The 17,892-nt window shown below is 65.6% G+C and carries 14 protein-coding genes; 9 read left to right on the top strand and 5 right to left on the bottom strand.

The annotated features are described in order from the left end of the window. The 5 genes from glcE to FMZ75_RS07500 form a co-directional block, all read right to left on the bottom strand. Positions 1–1,176 carry a glycolate oxidase subunit GlcE gene (gene glcE / locus FMZ75_RS07520; RefSeq protein WP_166141896.1) on the bottom strand — a complete coding sequence of 392 codons (1,176 nt, stop codon included), beginning with the start codon at positions 1,174–1,176 and terminating at the stop codon, positions 1–3. A gap of 72 nt (positions 1,177–1,248) precedes the next feature. Continuing rightward, entirely contained in the window at positions 1,249–3,027 is a 1,779-nt protein-coding gene (gene aspS, locus FMZ75_RS07515; protein WP_166141895.1) for an aspartate--tRNA ligase, read from the bottom strand. A gap of 1,189 nt (positions 3,028–4,216) precedes the next feature. Next, positions 4,217–4,561 (bottom strand): hypothetical protein, encoded by a 345-nt coding sequence (locus FMZ75_RS07510; RefSeq protein WP_166141894.1) that lies wholly within the window; start codon positions 4,559–4,561, stop codon positions 4,217–4,219. Then, positions 4,546–4,959 carry a type II toxin-antitoxin system VapC family toxin gene (locus tag FMZ75_RS07505; protein WP_166141893.1) on the bottom strand — a complete coding sequence of 138 codons (414 nt, stop codon included), beginning with the start codon at positions 4,957–4,959 and terminating at the stop codon, positions 4,546–4,548. Before FMZ75_RS07505 ends, FMZ75_RS07510 begins: the two co-directional genes overlap by 16 nt. Beyond that, complete coding sequence (locus tag FMZ75_RS07500; protein ID WP_166141892.1) at positions 4,959–5,216, bottom strand: type II toxin-antitoxin system Phd/YefM family antitoxin; 258 nt, start codon at positions 5,214–5,216, stop codon at positions 4,959–4,961. Before FMZ75_RS07500 ends, FMZ75_RS07505 begins: the two co-directional genes overlap by 1 nt. A 232-nt stretch (positions 5,217–5,448) precedes the next feature. On the opposite strand from FMZ75_RS07500, the gene FMZ75_RS07495 reads away from it, so the two are divergent. From FMZ75_RS07495 to FMZ75_RS07455, 9 genes are all read left to right on the top strand, one after another. Next, the gene (locus tag FMZ75_RS07495; protein ID WP_166141891.1) at positions 5,449–6,156 is read left to right on the top strand and encodes a spermidine synthase; all 708 of its coding nucleotides are present in this window, start codon (positions 5,449–5,451) and stop codon (positions 6,154–6,156) included. Further along, complete coding sequence (locus FMZ75_RS07490; protein ID WP_108917490.1) at positions 6,153–6,461, top strand: DUF167 family protein; 309 nt, start codon at positions 6,153–6,155, stop codon at positions 6,459–6,461. The genes FMZ75_RS07495 and FMZ75_RS07490 overlap by 4 nt, the downstream gene beginning before the upstream one ends. 260 nt (positions 6,462–6,721) lie before the next feature. Then, complete coding sequence (carB, locus tag FMZ75_RS07485) at positions 6,722–10,216, top strand: carbamoyl-phosphate synthase large subunit (RefSeq protein WP_166141890.1); 3,495 nt, start codon at positions 6,722–6,724, stop codon at positions 10,214–10,216. 156 nt (positions 10,217–10,372) lie between these two features. After that, positions 10,373–10,846, top strand: coding sequence for a transcription elongation factor GreA (gene greA / locus FMZ75_RS07480; RefSeq protein ID WP_026191343.1), 474 nt, complete (start codon positions 10,373–10,375; stop codon positions 10,844–10,846). A 68-nt stretch (positions 10,847–10,914) separates the two neighbouring features. After that, positions 10,915–12,090, top strand: coding sequence for a mitochondrial fission ELM1 family protein (locus FMZ75_RS07475; RefSeq protein WP_166141889.1), 1,176 nt, complete (start codon positions 10,915–10,917; stop codon positions 12,088–12,090). Positions 12,091–12,208: 118 nt separating this feature from the next. Then, positions 12,209–13,204 (top strand): thioredoxin-disulfide reductase, encoded by a 996-nt coding sequence (gene trxB / locus FMZ75_RS07470; RefSeq protein ID WP_166141888.1) that lies wholly within the window; start codon positions 12,209–12,211, stop codon positions 13,202–13,204. 156 nt (positions 13,205–13,360) lie between these two features. Continuing rightward, complete coding sequence (locus FMZ75_RS07465) at positions 13,361–13,783, top strand: endonuclease domain-containing protein (protein WP_142861532.1); 423 nt, start codon at positions 13,361–13,363, stop codon at positions 13,781–13,783. Between the two features lie 209 nt (positions 13,784–13,992). After that, positions 13,993–16,329, top strand: coding sequence for a glycine--tRNA ligase subunit beta (gene glyS, locus FMZ75_RS07460; protein ID WP_166141887.1), 2,337 nt, complete (start codon positions 13,993–13,995; stop codon positions 16,327–16,329). 164 nt (positions 16,330–16,493) lie between these two features. Beyond that, positions 16,494–17,816 carry a methyl-accepting chemotaxis protein gene (locus FMZ75_RS07455; protein WP_142861534.1) on the top strand — a complete coding sequence of 441 codons (1,323 nt, stop codon included), beginning with the start codon at positions 16,494–16,496 and terminating at the stop codon, positions 17,814–17,816. Positions 17,817–17,892 lie beyond the last annotated feature (76 nt).

The raw sequence follows: 17,892 nt of genomic DNA, 5'->3' as shown, positions 1-17,892 counted from the left end.
CTAGAACTCCGCGCGCACGCGGCCGCGCTCTAGAATGAAGCGCGGATCGAACGCCTCCTTCACGCGCCGCGTGAGCGAGGCGAGAGCGGAAGGCTGCGGATGGAACACATCCACGCGCGCGCGAATATCGGCGTCGGCGCGAATGAGCGTCGCATGGCCGCCGAGCGCATCGACGATGGCGCGTATGACCGTCGCATGAGCGTCCGCCGCCGTCTCGAGGCGCAGCCAGACGAGGCCGCCGGCCCAATCATAGACATGCGCGATGAGCGGCGCGCCGGCCCCGCGCAGCCTCTCGACGAAAGCGAAGCCGTCGGTCGGCGCGAGCGACACGCGCCATATGACGCCCTCCCCCGCGATCGGCTCGGCGTCGCGAACACGCGTCCAGAATGCGCGGCTTTCGTCTGCTTGCAGAACGTTCGTCGCGGCGCCGAAATCGGCGAGAAAGCGCGTAAGGTCGTCGCGACGCGTCGTGACGGAAATCTGAGGCCCCTCGAGCCGCAGCGCTGCCGTATCGCCCTGCGGATCATAGGCGAGGCTCGACACTTCATAAGGCGAGCCCGACGCCTTGCGCAGAGCGGCGAGGGCCTTCTCCTCGCCGAGGCCGGAGAGCAGCAAGGTCTTTTCCATCTCCGCCTTGGGCAGGACCTTCAACGTCACCTCGGTGAGCGCGGCGAGCGTGCCATAGGAGCCGGCGACGAGCTTGGAGAGATCATAGCCGGTGACATTCTTCATCACGCGGCCGCCGGATTTGACGATCTCGCCGCGGCCGGTGACGCTGCGAAAACCGAGAAGATGATCGCGCGCCGCGCCCGCCTTTATCCGTCGCGGGCCGGAAGCGTTGACGGCGATCACGCCGCCGATGGTGGCGTCGTCGCGCGCGCCGCCGAGCAGCGCCGCATGATCCATCGGCTCGAAGGACAATTGCTGATTTTGCGCATCGAGCAGCGCGACGATCTCGCGCAAGGGCGTTCCCGCGCGCGCCGTCAGCACCAGCTCTTGCGGCTCATAGAGCGTGACGCCGGAGAGCCCCACGAGCGAGAGCACATGCTCGTGCGCCACAGCGCGTCCGAGCGCGGCTTTGGAGCCATGGCCTTCGATCGACAAAGGCGCATCTCGAGCGAGCGCGGCGCGGATGGCCTCGGCGACGTCGGCTTCGTCTCTCGGCGTCAGGCGCATGTGACGTGCTTCCCGAGTCGCGCCGCGCGACTCCTTCTCCCACGAGTGGGAGAAGGATAGCGGCGGCGAGACTCAGCCCTTCTCGGGCAGGTTCAGCCTTATGTGCAATTCGCGTAGCTGCTTGGCCGTCGCCTCGGAGGGCGCACCCATCAGCAGATCTTCGGCGCGCTGATTCATCGGGAACAGCACCACCTCGCGCAAATTCTCCTCGCCCGCGAGCAGCATCACGATGCGATCGACGCCCGGCGCAACGCCGCCATGCGGCGGCGCGCCATATTGGAAGGCGCGATACATGCCGCCGAATTTCTCGATCAGCACATCCTCGCCATAGCCGGCGATCTCGAACGCCTTCTTCATAATGTCCGGGCGATGGTTTCGGATCGCGCCCGAGGACAATTCGATGCCGTTGCAGACGATGTCGTATTGATAGGCGAGAAGATCGAGCGGGTCCTTGCTCGTGAGCGCCTCCAGGCCGCCCTGCGGCATGGAGAAGGGATTGTGCGAGAAGTCGATCTTCTTGTCGTCCTCGTTGTATTCATACATCGGGAAGTCGACGATCCAGCAGAATTCGAAGACATCGGTCTTCGACAGGCCGAGCTCCGCGCCGACGCGCAGACGCGCGGCGCCGGCGAGCTTGGCGGCCTTCAGCTCCTCGCCGGCCGAGAAGAACAGCGCATCGCCGGCCTTCACGCCGCCCTTGGCGGCGAGCGCGGCCAGCGCCTCCGGCGGGATGAATTTCGCGATCGGGCCTTTGCCGATCAGCGCGCCATTCTCCTCGTCGAAGATGATGTAGCCGAGGCCCGGCGCGCCTTCCGAACGCGCCCAATCATTGAGCTTGTCGAAGAAGCTGCGCGGCTGCGCGGCGGCGCCCGGCGCCGGAATGGCGCGCACCACCTTGCCCTTGAAGGCTTTGAAGCTCACATCCTCGCGCGCGAATTCTTCACTCACATCGGCAATGACGAGCGGATTGCGCAAATCCGGCTTGTCGGAACCATATTTCAGCATGGCGTCACGGAAGGCGATCTTGGGGAAGCTCTGCGTCACCGGCTTGCCGCCGCCGAATTCCTCGAACACGCCGCGCAGCACGGGCTCGACCGAAGCGAACACGTCCTCCTGCGTCACGAAGCTCATTTCGATGTCGAGCTGGTAGAACTCGCCGGGGCTGCGGTCGGCGCGGGCGTCCTCGTCGCGGAAACAGGGCGCGATCTGGAAATAGCGATCGAAGCCCGCCACCATCAAGAGCTGCTTGAACTGCTGCGGCGCCTGCGGCAGCGCGTAGAATTTGCCGGGATGAATACGCGAAGGCACCAGAAAGTCGCGCGCGCCCTCGGGCGAGGAGGCGGTGAGGATCGGCGTCTGGAACTCGAAAAAGCCCTGGGACTTCATGCGCTGGCGCAGCGAATCGATCACTTGGCCACGCAGCATGATATTGGCGTGCAGCTTCTCGCGGCGTAGGTCCAGGAAGCGGTATTTGAGCCGCGTCTCCTCGGGATAGGGAAGGTCGCCGAACACCGGCAGCGGCAGCTCGGCGGCGGGGCCGAGCACCTCGATCTCGGTGACATAGACCTCGACGAGGCCGGTCGGCATATCGGGATTTTCTGTGCCGGCGGGGCGCTTGCGCACCTCGCCATCGAGGCGCGCGACCCATTCGGAGCGCAGCTTCTCCGCGGCCTTGAAGGCCGGCGAATCGGGATCCACCACGCATTGCGTGAGGCCGTAATGGTCGCGCAGATCGATGAACAGCACGCCGCCATGGTCACGAATGCGGTGGCACCAGCCGGAGAGCCGGATTTTCTCGCCGGCATGGGCCTCGCGCGGCTCTCCACAATTATGCGAACGATAGCGATGCATTTTGCGTGTCTTTTGTCTCGTAGGGAGGGATGTTTCTAGCCGCGGAGAAGCGCAGGGGGAAGGGGCGGTGTCAAGCGGCGGGGCGGCTCGTGTCTCGATCGGGTGAAGGAGCGAATCCCCGACCCTCGTCCTGAGGAGCCGCCGCAGGCGGCGTCTCAAAGGACGGTCGCGAGCCGAATTCATGGGTTTCTCGCTGCGGCCGTCCTTCGAGACGCCCGCTTCGCGAGCTCCTCAGGACGAGGGGTTGGGAACTTCGTCCTTCGCCTATAGGGTCTGACCTTGGTGTCTTTCATCGTGAAATTCGAACCGCGAAGACACGAAGAGGCGCCCCGCCGCCGAAATTCGGCGTGGGAGGATGGGAGGTCCGGGACGCAGCGGCTCCGTTCGGCCGTTGCGTAAAAGGAAATGCGCATCGAAGCCGGAAAGCATCCCGGACCACGGCCGCCTTTTCTGTTCGCCGCCTGCGGGCTCAGGGTTGTTTTCCCCTTTCGGGTAGTCTATCCCCGCGCGAGCCTCGGAAATTCGGCCGACTTTCGCATGTGTTCCCACATGCCTCCGCACGAAGGAGAAGCCGTGCCGGCGGCGTGGCGTCGCTCGAGACGAGAGAGGGTCTACCCCCGCCCTTACGAACCGCGCCCCCGCCGACGCCGCCTACCCTTCAAGGCGACGCCCCACCGGCGGGGGCAGGGAGGAATATCGGAATTTAATCCGCAGGCATCAAGGGTGGGGAAGCGGAGGGTTTCGAAAAAGCGTTGAAATTTTCGGAGCAGATGGCTTGTGGATAAGTTTTGAGTTTTGACAAACGGGGCGCAGCTTTTGTTGCAATCCATCCTCAATACGATAGTCTAGACATCGCTTCGGCATCATAGCCGACGTTTCGCGTATCCGTACCGTATGTTCCTGCGTAACGGGATCGAGAATCCGCAAGGTTGTCTACGACAACTTTTGCCATCTCGGTTTGGATGAAACGTCGAGAGGCCGTCGTGGACCAACGTTTCCGCTTGATCTTCTTTTCAGTGATGACTCTCACGGTATTGTGTGGGCTTGTGGCTGCGGCGCTTGCGCTGCTTGCGCCATTGCCAAATACACCACTTGTCGAGCGGCTATTTTCTACATTACTGCAAACCTTCACTCTAGGCGTAGGCGCCATCTTCGCGCTGCTTAGCGTAAATAAGTAAATTGCGTACCTTTATATAAAGGTCATATCCATCGGTTTATTATGTCCACCAATATGACACCCCTCAGCGAGTATCGTCCTCTCCCCGGGTAAACCGCAGCGCCGCGAACAGCGGCCCACCAACCGCAAGCTGCGGCACCACCATCCAGCCAGAATTCCGACCTTCAGTTTAGCCGCGCTCATCTCAATTTTGGCTTCGAGCCGGTCGATGTCGGATTTCGCGGCGACGCCGTCACGCAGAGCGACGTCCAGCGCCTCGGCGTGAGTGCGCGCCTCGTCGATGCTGGCATTTCCGTAGCAAATCGACATAGGCGAAACTGTCGAAACAAATGCCGCGGCAATCACGTCTTCGGCCACTCGAACGGGTTCAGCGTCGGCGCCCGCAGCGCTTCGAAATCCCGCATATTGCGCGTGACGACGGTCAGCCCGTGGACGATCGCCGTGGCGGCGATCATCGCATCCTCGATCAGCCGATCCGGCTTTCGGTGCATGAGACGCGCCCATTGCCGAAAGGCGGGCGCGTCCATGGCGAGCACATTGTAGGTCGCCGCGACCTGCTCCAGCCAGGCTTCGATCGCAGCCGCGCGTTCGGCGTCGCGCGCGCGCGTGATCTCGATCCCCGCCTGAATCTCGCCGATCGTCACGGCCGACAAATAAAGCTCATGGTCGGCGACGCTCTCGAGCCAGGCGAGGACGCCGCCATGCGGCCGCGCGCGCCGCAATTCCGAGACGACATTCGTGTCCAAGAGATACATTAATCGACGCCGCGGGGCGGCCGACGACGCCGGGCGCCCCGCTCCGGCAAATCCAGATCGCCGCGCGCCGAGTCGGACAGGAGCAGGGCCTTCAATGTCGGCGGCGCGGATTGACGAAGCCTGCGCCATTCGCCGATCGGGACCAGAACAGCGGCCTCCGCGCCGCGCCGCGTGACCATCTGCGGACCCTCGTGGAGACACGCGTCCAACAGCTCGCTGAATCGCGCCTTGGCGTCCTGGACAGCCCAGCTCTTCATGATGCGCCCTCTGCTGACCAGTCAGATAACTAGTCATTTTGTCGCATCGGCGCAAGCGACGAGCGAAGCGAAGGCGGCGCAGACGGTTTCCTCGCCCTCCGAGACGCCGGCTTCGCCGGCTCTTCAGGATGAGGAACAATTTCCCAATCGCTCGGGTGCTGGACGCCGAATCTCGCCTCGGGCTATCACCGCTCCACTGAAACGCGCCCGCCCCGCCCACCAAAGAGCCCCCATGATCCCCTGGACCCTCCTCGATACGGCTACCGTGCCCGGCGGCGAGGGCGCGCTGCGGCTCCGGCGGCGGGGCGCGGAATTTTCCATCCGGCTCGGCACGGTCGAGCTGATGAACAGCCGCATCAGCGGCTCGGAGGAGGCGCTGGCGACGCTCGCCTGCGCGAAAATCGCTGGGAAGACGCAGCCGCGCATCCTCATCGGCGGTCTCGGCATGGGCTTTACCTTGCGCGCCGCGCTGGGCGCGCTCGGGGCGAAGGCGCAGATCGTCGTCGCCGAGCTCGTGCCGGCCGTCGTCGCCTGGGCGCGAGGGCCGATGGCGGAGCTGTTCGGCGACAGCCTGACCGACGAGCGCGTGCGCATAGAGGTGGAAGATGTCGGGCGAGTGATCCGCTCCGGCCGCGGTAGCTATGACGCCATTCTCCTCGACGTCGACAATGGCCCCGAGGGCCTCACGCGCGACTCCAATGGCGGGCTCTATGGCGTCGAAGGATTGCGGGCGGCGCGCGCCGCGTTGCGCCCCGGCGGCGTGCTGGCCGTGTGGTCCTGCGCTCCGGATCGTGATTTTGCCGCACGGCTGCGCAGGACCGGCTTCCACATGGAGGAGGTGAGGACGCGCGCCAGAGGCCGAGACGGCGGCGCACGGCATGTGATCTGGCTCGCCACGCGCGCCGATTCGCCGCCGCGGCGTCCTGAGGCGGAAGCGTGACGCGCAATTCGGCGGAGGCCGAGCCTTTTTTCTGGTGGGAAGGCGAGATTTTGGTGGTCAATATTCTGGGGCGGCCGGCCGCCAGTCGCGACGCCATCGGCAAGCCCAGGGGCCATCAGCTCGAGGTCAGCGTGACCACGGCGCCGCGCCGAGGCCGGGCGACCGATCACATGGTGCGCTTTCTCGCCGGCGAGTTCGGCGTCGCGCCATCGGCGATCGAGGTGGTGTTCGGCCGCATGAATGTCAACAAGCAATTGCGAATCACGGCGCCGCAGAAGCTCCCGAGGCCGTTTCGCCGTTCGTGAGCGCGACGACGCGCATTCATCTGGGCGGAGCGGGCGGCCGCCCCCTTCCCCTTGCACGGATTCTCGTCTAACACACGGCCGACCGCCGGGCCGGGCCTCCCGCCCCACCGGGTCTCGTCTCACGGAGGGCGCGCTGGACCTTGGAAAGGCTGCAGCGCGGCCTTTTTTTGTGCGCGCCGGCGCCGCGATAGACGACAAGACGCGCGCTCTCCCCCATTCTGGGGAGCGTCCCGCGACGAAAGGATGACAGACGGACCGACATGCCGAAGCGAACAGACATCTCGACCATTCTGATCATCGGCGCCGGCCCCATCGTCATCGGCCAGGCCTGCGAATTCGACTATTCCGGCACTCAGGCCTGCAAGGCCCTACGCGCCGAGGGCTATCGAATCGTCCTCGTCAATTCCAATCCCGCGACGATCATGACCGATCCCGACATGGCGGATCGGACCTATGTCGAGCCGATAACGCCCGAGATCGTCGCCAAGATCATCGAGAAGGAGCGTTACGCCGCGCCCGGCGGCTTCGCGCTGCTGCCCACCATGGGCGGCCAGACGGCCCTCAATTGCGCGCTCTCGCTCGAGCGCATGGGCGTTCTGGCGAAATTCGACGTCGAGATGATCGGCGCCAACGCCCAGGCCATAGACAAGGCCGAGGATCGCGAATTGTTCCGCGAGGCCATGACCAAGATCGGCCTCTCGACGCCGCGCTCGCGCCTCGCCAACGCCACCGACGTCAAGACCTCCGACAAGGCCAAGCGCAACGCCGATATCGCCGAGATCGAGGCCTCTGCCCTCTCCGCCGAGGAGAAGCAGAAGGCGATCGCCGATATCCGCCGCCGCTGGGAGGCGGACGAGCCGGAGCGCAAGCGGCGCTACATCTCCAAGGGCCTGACCGAGGCGCTGGAGGCGCTGGAGGATATCGGCCTGCCGGCGATCATCCGCCCCTCCTTCACCCTCGCCGGCACGGGCGGCGGCATCGCCTATAACAAGGCCGAGTTCATCGACATCATCGAGCGGGGCTTGGACGCCTCGCCGACCACCGAAGTGCTCATCGAAGAGAGCGTCATCGGCTGGAAAGAGTATGAGATGGAGGTCGTCCGCGACAGAGCGGACAATTGCATCATCGTCTGCTCGATCGAAAATATCGATCCCATGGGCGTGCATACGGGCGATTCGATCACCGTCGCCCCTGCCCTGACGCTGACCGACAAAGAATATCAGATCATGCGCGACGCCTCGCTCGCCGTGCTGCGCGAGATCGGCGTCGAGACCGGCGGATCGAATGTGCAATTCGCCGTCGATCCGGCCACCGGGCGCATGATCGTCATCGAGATGAATCCGCGCGTGTCGCGCTCCTCGGCGCTGGCGTCGAAGGCGACAGGATTCCCCATCGCCAAGGTCGCCGCCAAGCTCGCCGTCGGCTACACGCTGGACGAGATCGCCAACGACATCACAGGCGGCGCGACGCCCGCCTCCTTCGAGCCGACGATCGATTATGTCGTCACCAAGATTCCGCGCTTCGCTTTCGAGAAATTCCCCGGCGCCGAGCCCATTCTGACGACGGCGATGAAATCCGTCGGCGAGGTCATGGCGATCGGGCGCAATTTCGCCGAATCGCTGCAAAAGGCGCTGCGCTCGCTGGAGACCGGACTCTCCGGCCTCGACGAGATCGAGATCGACGGAATGGGCCGCGGCGACGATATGAACGTCCTGCGCGCCGCGCTCGGCACGCCGACGCCGGATCGGCTGCTCGTCGTCGGCCAGGCGCTGCGGCTCGGCATGGATCCGCAGGAGATTCACGAGGCCTGCAAGATCGATCCCTGGTTCATCGCGCGTCTGCAGGAGATCGTCGCGCTGGAGGCGCGGGTGCGCGCCTTCGGCCTGCCGAAGGACGCCGATAATTTCCGCGCCTTGAAATTCGCCGGCTTCTCCGACGCGCGCCTCGCCACGCTCACCGGCGCCGGCGAGAAAGAGGTGCGCGCGGCGCGGCGGGCGCTCGGCGTGCGGCCGGTCTATAAGCGCATCGACACTTGCGCGGCGGAATTCGCCTCGCCCACCGCCTATATGTATTCGACCTATGAGACGCCCTTCCTCGGCGCGCCGGCGAATGAGGCGCGGCCGTCGAATCGGCGTAAGGTCGTCATTCTCGGCGGCGGCCCGAATCGCATCGGCCAGGGCATAGAATTCGACTATTGCTGCTGCCACGCCTGCTTCGCGCTCGCCGACGCGGGCTACGAAACCATCATGATCAATTGCAATCCCGAGACTGTGTCGACGGATTACGACACCTCCGATCGTCTCTACTTCGAGCCGCTGACCGCAGAGGATGTGGAGGAGATTTTGGACATCGAGCGCAGCAATGGGACATTGCATGGCGTCATCGTCCAATATGGCGGCCAGACGCCCTTGAAGCTCGCCCATGCGCTGAGCTCGGCGGGCCTGCCCATTCTCGGCACGCCGGTCGATTCGATCGACCTCGCCGAGGATCGCGACCGTTTCAAGCGCCTGCTCGACAAGCTCGGATTGAAGCAGCCGAAAAACGGCATCGCCTATTCGGTGGAGCAGTCGCGGCTCGTGGCCGGCGAGCTCGGCTTGCCGCTGGTGGTGCGACCCTCCTATGTGCTGGGCGGGCGGGCCATGGCGATCATCCGCGACCAGAACACGCTCGATGATTATCTGCTGGGCACGCTGCCGAGCCTCGTGCCCTCCGATGTGAAGGCGCGCTATCCCAATGACAAGACCGGGCAGATCAACACGGTTCTCGGCAAGAATCCGCTGCTCTTCGACCGCTATCTCACCGACGCCATAGAGGTGGACGTCGACTGTCTCGCCGATGGCGAGGAGGCGGCCATCGCCGGCGTGATGGAGCATATCGAGGAGGCCGGCATTCATTCCGGCGATTCGGCCTGCTCGCTGCCGCCGCGCTCGCTGTCGGCGGAGATGGTGGCCGAGCTCGAGCGGCAGACGATCCAGCTCGCCAAGGCGCTCGGCGTCATCGGGCTGATGAACGTCCAATATGCGCTGAAGGACGGCGAAATCTTCGTTCTGGAGGTCAATCCGCGCGCCTCGCGCACCGTGCCCTTCGTCGCCAAGGTGGTCGGCGCGCCCATCGCCAAGATCGCGGCGCGGATCATGGCCGGGGAGAAGCTCTCGGCCTTCACTCTGCCCACCCGCGCGCCGAATCACGTCGGCGTGAAGGAATCGGTCTTCCCCTTCGCGCGCTTCCCCGGCGTCGACACCGTGCTCGGGCCGGAAATGCGCTCGACAGGCGAGGTCATCGGCCTCGATCGCAGCTTCGAGGCCGCCTTCGCCAAGAGCCAGCTCGGCGGCGGCACCAAGGTGCCGCGGCAGGGAACGGTCTTCGTCTCGGTGCGCGACGCCGACAAGCCGCGTGTCATACCGGCGGTCCAGCAGCTGGTGAGCCTCGGCTTCACCGTGGTGGCGACCGGGGGAACCGCCCGCTATCTGCAGGAGCAGGGCGTGCCGGCGCAAAAGCTGAACAAAGTGTCGGAAGGGCGCCCGCATATCGTCGACGCCATCAAGAACGGCTCCGTTCAGCTGGTGTTCAACACGACCGAAGGCGCCCAGGCGCTGGCGGATTCTCGTTCCTTGCGCCAAGCTGCGCTATTGCATAAAGTCCCCTATTATACGACTCTGGCCGGCGCCATAGCGGCGGTCCAGAGCATCAGGGCCTATGTATCGGGAGATCTCGAAGTCCGCGCCCTTCAGGACTATTTCGCGCCGGATGCGTGATCCCGCGCGCGCGAATATCAAGTGAAGGCCGCCGCATCCGCGGCTCGTTCATGTCGAAGGAAGTCCGACCGTCCGCCGCAGCTGTCGCTGGTCCGGGGGCGCGGGAATTTTTTGACCGGGTCAGGACCATCCAGGAGCGAAAGAGCAAGAGACATGGTGGACAAGGTGCCCATGACCGCCGCCGGCTACGCCACTCTCGACGAGGAGCTGCGTCAGCGCCAGCAGATCGAACGTCCGCGCATCATCCAGGCGATCGCCGAAGCGCGCGCCCATGGCGATCTCTCGGAAAACGCTGAATATCACGCCGCGAAAGAGGCCCAATCGCTGAACGAGGGCCGCATCGCCGAGCTCGAGGACAAGCTCTCTCGCGCTGAGGTCATAGACGTATCCAAGCTCACCGGCAATACGGTGAAATTCGGCGCGACGGTCACCGTCGTCGACGAGGACACCGAGGAGGAGAAGGCCTATCAGATCGTCGGCGAGCCCGAGGCCGATGTGAAGAACGGCCGCGTCTCCATCGCCTCCCCCATCGCCCGCGCGCTGATCGGCAAAAAGGCCGGCGACACCGTCGAGGTGAAGACGCCGGGCGGCGGCAAGAGCTATGAGATTTTGAAGGTCGCTTTCGTCTGAGCGAAGACCAGCGCGCTCCCCTTCTCCCACTCGTGGGAGAAGGTGGCCCTCGCGTCAGCGAGGGTCGGATGAGGGCGCCTCCCGCAGGCCAATATCTCGATCAACGGCACGGCCCCTCATCCGACCCGGCCATTAGCCCGGCGCTTGCGACGGGCGTCCTATCGGACACCCTATGGCCGGGCCACCTTCTCCCGCGCGCTGGAGAAGGGAGAGCGGGAATAGCCTGGGTCCTCTCCGACGCCCGCGTCGGCCACGAAATCCAGAGCCTCGGCATAGCGGACGCCCTCGGCCTCTCCCCCCGCCTCATTCGCCTCGCCCCACGTGGCCTCATCGCCGCGCTCGCGCCCTTCGGCCCGATCGACCCGCGCGAGGCGAGGCTCCTCGCCCCGCCCTATCCCGATCTCGTCATCGCCTGTGGGCGGCGGACGATTCCCTATCTACGCCATGTGAAGCGCGCCTCGGGCGGCGCGGTCTTCACCGTCTATGTGAACCGGCCGGCCAGCGGGCTCGGGACGGCGGATGTCATCGTCGCGCCGCGCCATGACCGGCTCGCGGGGAAAAATGTCATCGCCCCGCTCGCGCCGGCGAATCGGCTGACGCCGCAGCGACTCGCCGAAGCGCGCGCGGCGCTCGATCCTCGGGTCGCGGCGTTGCCGGAGCCGAGAGTGGGGCTGTTGATCGGCGGGGATAGCCGGCATTTTCGGTTTTCGCAGCGGGATGCGGAGAGGCTTCTCGCCGCCGTCGGCGCCATGCTGGACCAGGGGTGGAGCGTCGCCGCGACCGTCTCGCGGCGCACGCCCGCGGGGCTGGTCGAAGCGTTGCGCGAGCGGCTCGCGAGCCGTCATCCGCCGCTCGCTGACGCGAGGGGCGCCTTCTCCCGCGCGCGGGAGAAGGAAGCGCGCGCCTTTCTTTGGGCGGGGGATGGCGACAATCCCTATCTCTCCACACTCGCCGGCTCGCAGGCGCTGCTGGTGACAGCCGATAGCGTCAATATGGTCGCCGAGGCGGCGGCGACCGGCGCGCCGGTCCATGTCTTCGAGCCGGAAGGCGGCGCGGCCAAGATCGCCGCCTTTCTCGATGCGCTCGAGCAGCGCGGCGCTCTGCGCCGCTGGCGCGGCCGGCTCGAACATTGGCGATACGAGCCGCTGAACGAGACGCCGGCCATCGCCGAAGAGATCGCTCGCCGCTACGCCGACTTCCGTGGGGCGGCCCCCGTATTGCTTCATGGCTCGCGCGCTTCGTAATGAATTCGCGAGTCGCACGAAGATCAGGAGCGGTTGCGGCGCAACGCATAATGGCTAGATTGCGCCCATCCGAACGCGCCGCGCCGTCCGCGCGGAGACATTCGCAAAGAGCCTCTTCATGTCCGCAGACGATAAAGGCCGCCTGCACGCCCGCGTCATCGTGCTGGGGTCCGGCCCCGCCGGCTATACGGCGGCGATCTACACCGCGCGCGCCATGCTCGAGCCCGTGGTCATCGCCGGCTTCGATCAGGGCGGCCAGCTCATGATCACCACAGATGTGGAGAATTACCCCGGCTTCGCCGAGCCGATCCAAGGCCCCTGGCTGATGGATCAGATGCGCGCCCAGGCCGAGCATGTCGGCGCCAAGCTCGTCTCCGACCATATCGTCGAGGCGCGGCTGGACAAGCGGCCCTTCGAGCTATTGGGCGATTCGGGCACGCTCTATACGGCGGACGCGCTCATCATCGCGACCGGCGCCAAGGCCAAATGGCTCGGCCTTCCGAGCGAGGAGACGTTCAAGGGCTATGGCGTCTCCGCCTGCGCCACTTGCGACGGCTTTTTCTTCCGCGGCAAAAAGGTGCTGGTCGTCGGCGGCGGCAATACGGCCGTCGAGGAGGCGCTCTATCTTTCGCAGATCGCCGCCGAGGTGACGGTTGTGCATCGCCGCGACGCCTTCCGCGCCGAGCGCGTGCTGCAGGAGCGGCTCGCCGCGCGGCCGAATGTCAAAATCCTCTTCGATCACGCCATCGACGAGATATTGGGCGGCAGCGCGCCGCCTTCTGTCACGCAGACGCGCGTGAAGAACGTGAAGACCGGCGCGACGCAGACTCTGGATGTGGACGGCGTCTTCATCGCCATCGGCCATCAGCCGGCCTCGGAGCTGTTCGTCGGCCAGCTGGAGCTGAAGCCCTCCGGCTATATCGCCGTGCAGCCGGGCACGACCAACACCAATATTCCGGGCGTGTTCGCGGCCGGCGATGTGGCGGACGAGACCTATCGCCAGGCGGTGACGGCGGCCGGCCTCGGCTGCATGGCGGCGCTGGATGTGGAGCGATATCTGTTGGAGACGCCCACCCATGCGAGCGACGCGCTCGCCTCCGAGGAGCCTTTGTAACAGCAGCCCCCGTCCCCACCCTCCCCTTCAGGGGGAGGGTCGCGCCGCAGGCGCGGGGTGGGGTCCGCGCGACAAAGATTCGGGGAACACCCCACCCCGGCCTGCTGCGCAGGCCGACCCTCCCCCTCGAGGGGAGGGTGAGCAGGACGGCCGGCGATGCGCGACGAGGACAGGCTTCGACGATTTCGCCTCGGAACGGCGCGTCGCCTGCGCGAGAACGCGACAAGCGCAGAGCAAAAGCTCTGGCGTGAGCTGGATCGCGTGCCGCTGCTGAGGACGCATTTTCGAAGACAGGCGCCGATCGGTCCTTACGTCGTCGATTTTGTCTGCTTGCGCGAAAAGCTCGTGATCGAGGTCGATGGCCCGTCGCATACGGAACCCGGGGCGTCGCAGCGAGACGCCGAGCGGACGCTCTGGCTCGAACGGGAGGGTTATCGCGTTCTCCGTTTTTGGAACCAGGAAGTGTACGAGAATGTCGATGGCGTTCTCGACACGATCTATGCGGCGCTGTACGGCTCTCTCGCAGCGGAGGCTGGCGCGCCACCGCCGCCGGCCCCACCTTTGAGTGAAGAGCTCTGAGACTCCCGATGGTCATCTCTGAGATTTCGCAGAGCCCGAATCCCCACCCTCCCCTTCAGGGGGAGGGTCGCGCCAAAGGCGCGGGGTGGGGTCCGCGCGATAGAGACTCGGGAGCACCCCACCCCGTCCTGCTTCGCAGGCCGACCCTCCCCCTGAAGGGGAGGGTGGAAAAACGCCTCGTCTCCGCACGCACGAGAAACAGATAATCGATGCCCGACCTTCTCCTCGAACTCTTCAGCGAAGAAATCCCCGCCCGAATGCAGCGTCAGGCGGCCGATGATCTGCAGCGGCTGGTCTGCGGCGCGCTCGCAGAAAAGGGGCTGACCTATGAGGGCGCGGCCGCCCATGCGACGCCGCGCCGGCTGGCGCTGCATATCGCCGGCCTGCCCGGCCGTCAGCCGGATACGCGCGAGGAGAAGAAGGGTCCGCGCGTCGGCGCGCCCGACGCCGCCATTCAGGGCTTTCTGAAGAGCGCCGGCCTCGCGTCGATCGATGAGGCCAGAATCGAGAAAGACGCCAAAAAGGGTGAGTTCTATGTCGCCGTCATCGAGCGCGCCGGGCGCGAGACGATAGAGGTGCTGGCGGATCTGCTGCCGGGCATTGTGAAGAGCTTTCCCTGGCCGAAATCCATGCGCTGGGGCAAGGCCTCGACGCGGCTCGATGCGCTGCGCTGGGTGCGGCCGCTGCAATCCATCCTCGCCACTTTCGGCACGGAGATGGAGACGCCGGATGTGGTGCGCTTCTCTGTCGATGGAATCGAGAGCGGCGATCTCTCCCACGGCCATCGCTTTATGGCGCCGGCGTCTTTCGCGGTGAAGCGCTTCGACGATTACGCTCCCGCGCTGGAGAAGGCGAAGGTCGTGCTCGACGCAGCGCGCCGGCGCGACATCGTGCTGCACGATGCGCGCAATCTCGCTATGGCTCTGGGGCTGGAGCTGGTCGAGGACGCCGCGCTGCTCGAGGAGGTCGCCGGCCTCGTCGAATGGCCGGTGACGCTGATGGGCGCTTTCGACGAGAGCTTTCTCTCCATTCCGCCGGAGGTCATTCGCGCGACCATTCGCGTCAATCAGAAATGCTTCGTGCTGAAGCGCCATGACGGCGGCCTCGCCAATCGCTTCATCCTCGTCTCGAACATTGAGGCGAGCGATGGCGGCGAGACGATCATCGGCGGCAATCAGCGCGTCATCGCCGCGCGTCTGTCGGACGCCAAATTCTTCTACGAGACCGATCTGAAGACGAAGCTCGGCGAGCGTCTGCCCAAGCTCGACACTATCGTGTTTCATGAAAAGCTCGGCACGCAGGGCGAGCGCGTGAAGCGCATAGCGGCGCTCGCGCGCGAGCTCGCGCCCATCGTCGGCGCCGATGCGGACAAGGCCGCGCGGGCGGCGACGCTCGCCAAGGCAGATCTCGTCACCGAAATGGTCGGTGAGTTCCCCGAGCTTCAGGGACTCATGGGCCGCTATTACGCGGCGGCGCAGGGCGAGGACGCAGAGGTCGCCGCGGCGCTCGAGGAGCATTACAAGCCGCAGGGGCCGGCAGACCGCATTCCGACGAGCCCGGTGTCCATCGCCGTGGCGCTGGCCGACAAGCTCGACACGCTGGTCGGCTTTTGGGCGATCGACGAGAAGCCGACCGGGAGCAAGGACCCTTATGCGCTACGCCGCGCGGCGCTGGGCGTCATCCGCCTCGCGCTCGAGAATGAGCTGCGGTTGCCATTGCGCGAAGCCTTCGCCGCCGCGCAATGGCCTGTCTGGCTCGCGGCGCGCACGCCGCTGCGCGAGCTGGTGACGAGCGAGGTCAATCGCGTCGCCTCGGACCTCTCGCCCAATGGAGCCGCGACTCTCTCGGCCGACGCCGAAGCGCATCTGCGCCGCGACATAGAGAAGCAGCTTCACGCCGTCGGCAGAGAGCCGGGCGCCGAGGCGCCCTCGCCTGCCGCCGAGATTTTCTTGCGCGAGACGCTGCCGCCTCTCCTGGCCGCCAATGCGGCCGATCTCCTCGCCTTCTTCATCGACCGCCTGAAGGTCTACCTTCGCGATCGCGGCGCACGATATGACCTCATCGATGCGGCGCTCGGGGCCTCGGCCTCGGCGCAGTCTCGAGAAGGGAGCGCGCAAATGCCGGACGATCTGCTCACCATCACGCGCAAGGTGGAGGCTCTGGGGAAATTCCTCGACACCGACGACGGCAAGAATCTGCTCGCCGGCTTTCGCCGCGCCGCCAATATTCTCAAGATCGAGGAGAAGAAGGACGGCGCCGGCGCCTATGAGGAGCCGCATCATCCCAATCTGCGCATGGAGCAGCCCGAGCATAAGCTCGCCGCCGCCATCAAACGCGCGCGGGAGGAGACGTCGGAACGGCTCGACAAGGAGAATTTCGAGAGCGCCATGCAGGCGCTGTCGAAGCTGCGAGAGCCGGTCGATGATTTCTTCGAGGCGGTGACGGTGAATTGCGACGATCCGAAAGTGCGCCTCAACCGTCTGCGCTTGCTGGCCGAACTGCGCGAAGCCATGTTGCAAGTGGCGGATTTCTCGAAGGTGGCGTGAGCCGCCGACAGCGAGCGAAGCGACGACGCTTCGCTCGCAATGGCGCGCCATCCTGCGATGAAGCACGATTTCGAACGACTCCAGACACGTTAACTCTGCTTGAACGAGATCGAGGTAAATTACGTATAACTGTGAAAGCGGGAACAAATAGGATACGTTTTCAAATGCGGTTCACCTCGATCGGCGCCGGCCTCGCGCTCAGACAGTTCCTTTTTCTGGCTCTGCTGCTGATCATGGGCGCGACCGCCTATGTGTCGGTCGCCAATGTCCGCGATCTGACCGCCGCCGCGGCGGACCCCGCCAATGCGGCGCAGGCGGCGCAATTCGCCGTCACCGCGAATCAGGCGGCGGCGACGCTCTCTCTCGAGCTGCTGCTCGGCACACTGGCGGCCGCTTTTCTGGTGGTGGGGGTCTCGATCCCGACCATTCATCGCACCGTCGCCGCGCCGATCAAGACGATCGCGCGGCAAATGGCCGATCTCGCGGCCGGCGACACGACGATCGTGGTGCGGGGCGCCGAGCGCGGCGATGAGATCGGCGCGATTTCCAAGGCGCTGATCGTGCTGCGCGACGCGATGCGCGCCAACAACGAGATGGCCGCAGAAATCCGCGCCCGCGACGACCGCGAGGAGCGGCTGCGCCGCGAGGCCGCCATTCGCGATCAGGTCGAGCATTATTCGCATGACCTTTCGGCGACGACCGCGGCGCTCGGCGAGCTGACCAAGAAAATGGCCGGCGCATCGGAGGAGATGATCGTGCAGGAGCGTCGCGCCCGCGAGGATACGGATTTCGCCCGCACCGCCTCTCTGCAGGCGGCCGCCGACGTCGCCTCCGTCGCCACCGCCTCGGAGCAATTGCTGGAGGCGATCGGCGAGATCAGCCGCCAGGCGGTGGAATCGACCACTGTGGTGCGCCAGGCCGTGCAGGAGACCAACGGCTCCAGCGCCGAGATGCTGCGGCTCTCGGCCGCCGCCAATCGCGTTGGCGATGTGGTGAGCCTCATTTCGCGCATCGCCGCGCAGACCAATCTTCTGGCGCTCAACGCCACCATAGAGGCGGCGCGCGCCGGCGAGGCGGGCCGCGGCTTCGCCGTGGTGGCGCAGGAGGTCAAGAGTCTGGCCACCCAGACCGGCAAGGCGACGCAGGAAATCGCCGATCAGATCTCCGAAATTCAGGCGGCGACCAATCTCTCCGTGTCCTCGATCGACAAGATCAAGAACAAGATCGCCGAGGTGGAGCATATTTCGGCGATCATCACCTCGGCGGTGCATGAGCAGGACGCCGCCACCAAGGACATCACCCGCAGCGTGCGCTCGGCCGCCGACAGCGCCTCGGCCATGTCGCAGCATGTGGCGCAGGTGGCGAGCGCCATGGCGATGACCGGCGCCGGCGCCGAGTCGATTGTCACTCTGGCGCGCGAGATCGACCATATGGCCCGCCGCACGCAAGCGCATACGGAAGAGCTGGCGCAGAGCCTGGCGAGCTGAGACATCTGCGCGAGATAAGAGCCCTCATCCGACCCTTGCTTCTCCCGCAGGCGGGAGAAGCAAGGGCGCGGCTTCA

The organism is Methylosinus sp. RM1 (genome assembly GCF_011378635.1).
Lineage (GTDB): Bacteria > Pseudomonadota > Alphaproteobacteria > Rhizobiales > Beijerinckiaceae > Methylosinus > Methylosinus sporium.
This window is presented reverse-complemented; position numbering and strand designations above follow the sequence as displayed.

What these genes read in the sequence shown, in the direction of transcription:
- glcE (WP_166141896.1), bottom strand. Translation starts at nt 1,176, where the DNA reads ATGCGCCTGACGCCGAGAGACGAAGCCGACGTCGCCGAGGCCATCCGC.
- aspS (WP_166141895.1), bottom strand. Translation starts at nt 3,027, where the DNA reads ATGCATCGCTATCGTTCGCATAATTGTGGAGAGCCGCGCGAGGCCCAT.
- FMZ75_RS07505 (WP_166141893.1), bottom strand. Translation starts at nt 4,959, where the DNA reads ATGTATCTCTTGGACACGAATGTCGTCTCGGAATTGCGGCGCGCGCGG.
- FMZ75_RS07500 (WP_166141892.1), bottom strand. Translation starts at nt 5,216, where the DNA reads ATGAAGAGCTGGGCTGTCCAGGACGCCAAGGCGCGATTCAGCGAGCTG.
- FMZ75_RS07495 (WP_166141891.1), top strand. Translation starts at nt 5,449, where the DNA reads ATGATCCCCTGGACCCTCCTCGATACGGCTACCGTGCCCGGCGGCGAG.
- carB (WP_166141890.1), top strand. Translation starts at nt 6,722, where the DNA reads ATGCCGAAGCGAACAGACATCTCGACCATTCTGATCATCGGCGCCGGC.
- FMZ75_RS07475 (WP_166141889.1), top strand. Translation starts at nt 10,915, where the DNA reads ATGAGGGCGCCTCCCGCAGGCCAATATCTCGATCAACGGCACGGCCCC.
- trxB (WP_166141888.1), top strand. Translation starts at nt 12,209, where the DNA reads ATGTCCGCAGACGATAAAGGCCGCCTGCACGCCCGCGTCATCGTGCTG.
- FMZ75_RS07465 (WP_142861532.1), top strand. Translation starts at nt 13,361, where the DNA reads ATGCGCGACGAGGACAGGCTTCGACGATTTCGCCTCGGAACGGCGCGT.
- glyS (WP_166141887.1), top strand. Translation starts at nt 13,993, where the DNA reads ATGCCCGACCTTCTCCTCGAACTCTTCAGCGAAGAAATCCCCGCCCGA.
- FMZ75_RS07455 (WP_142861534.1), top strand. Translation starts at nt 16,494, where the DNA reads ATGCGGTTCACCTCGATCGGCGCCGGCCTCGCGCTCAGACAGTTCCTT.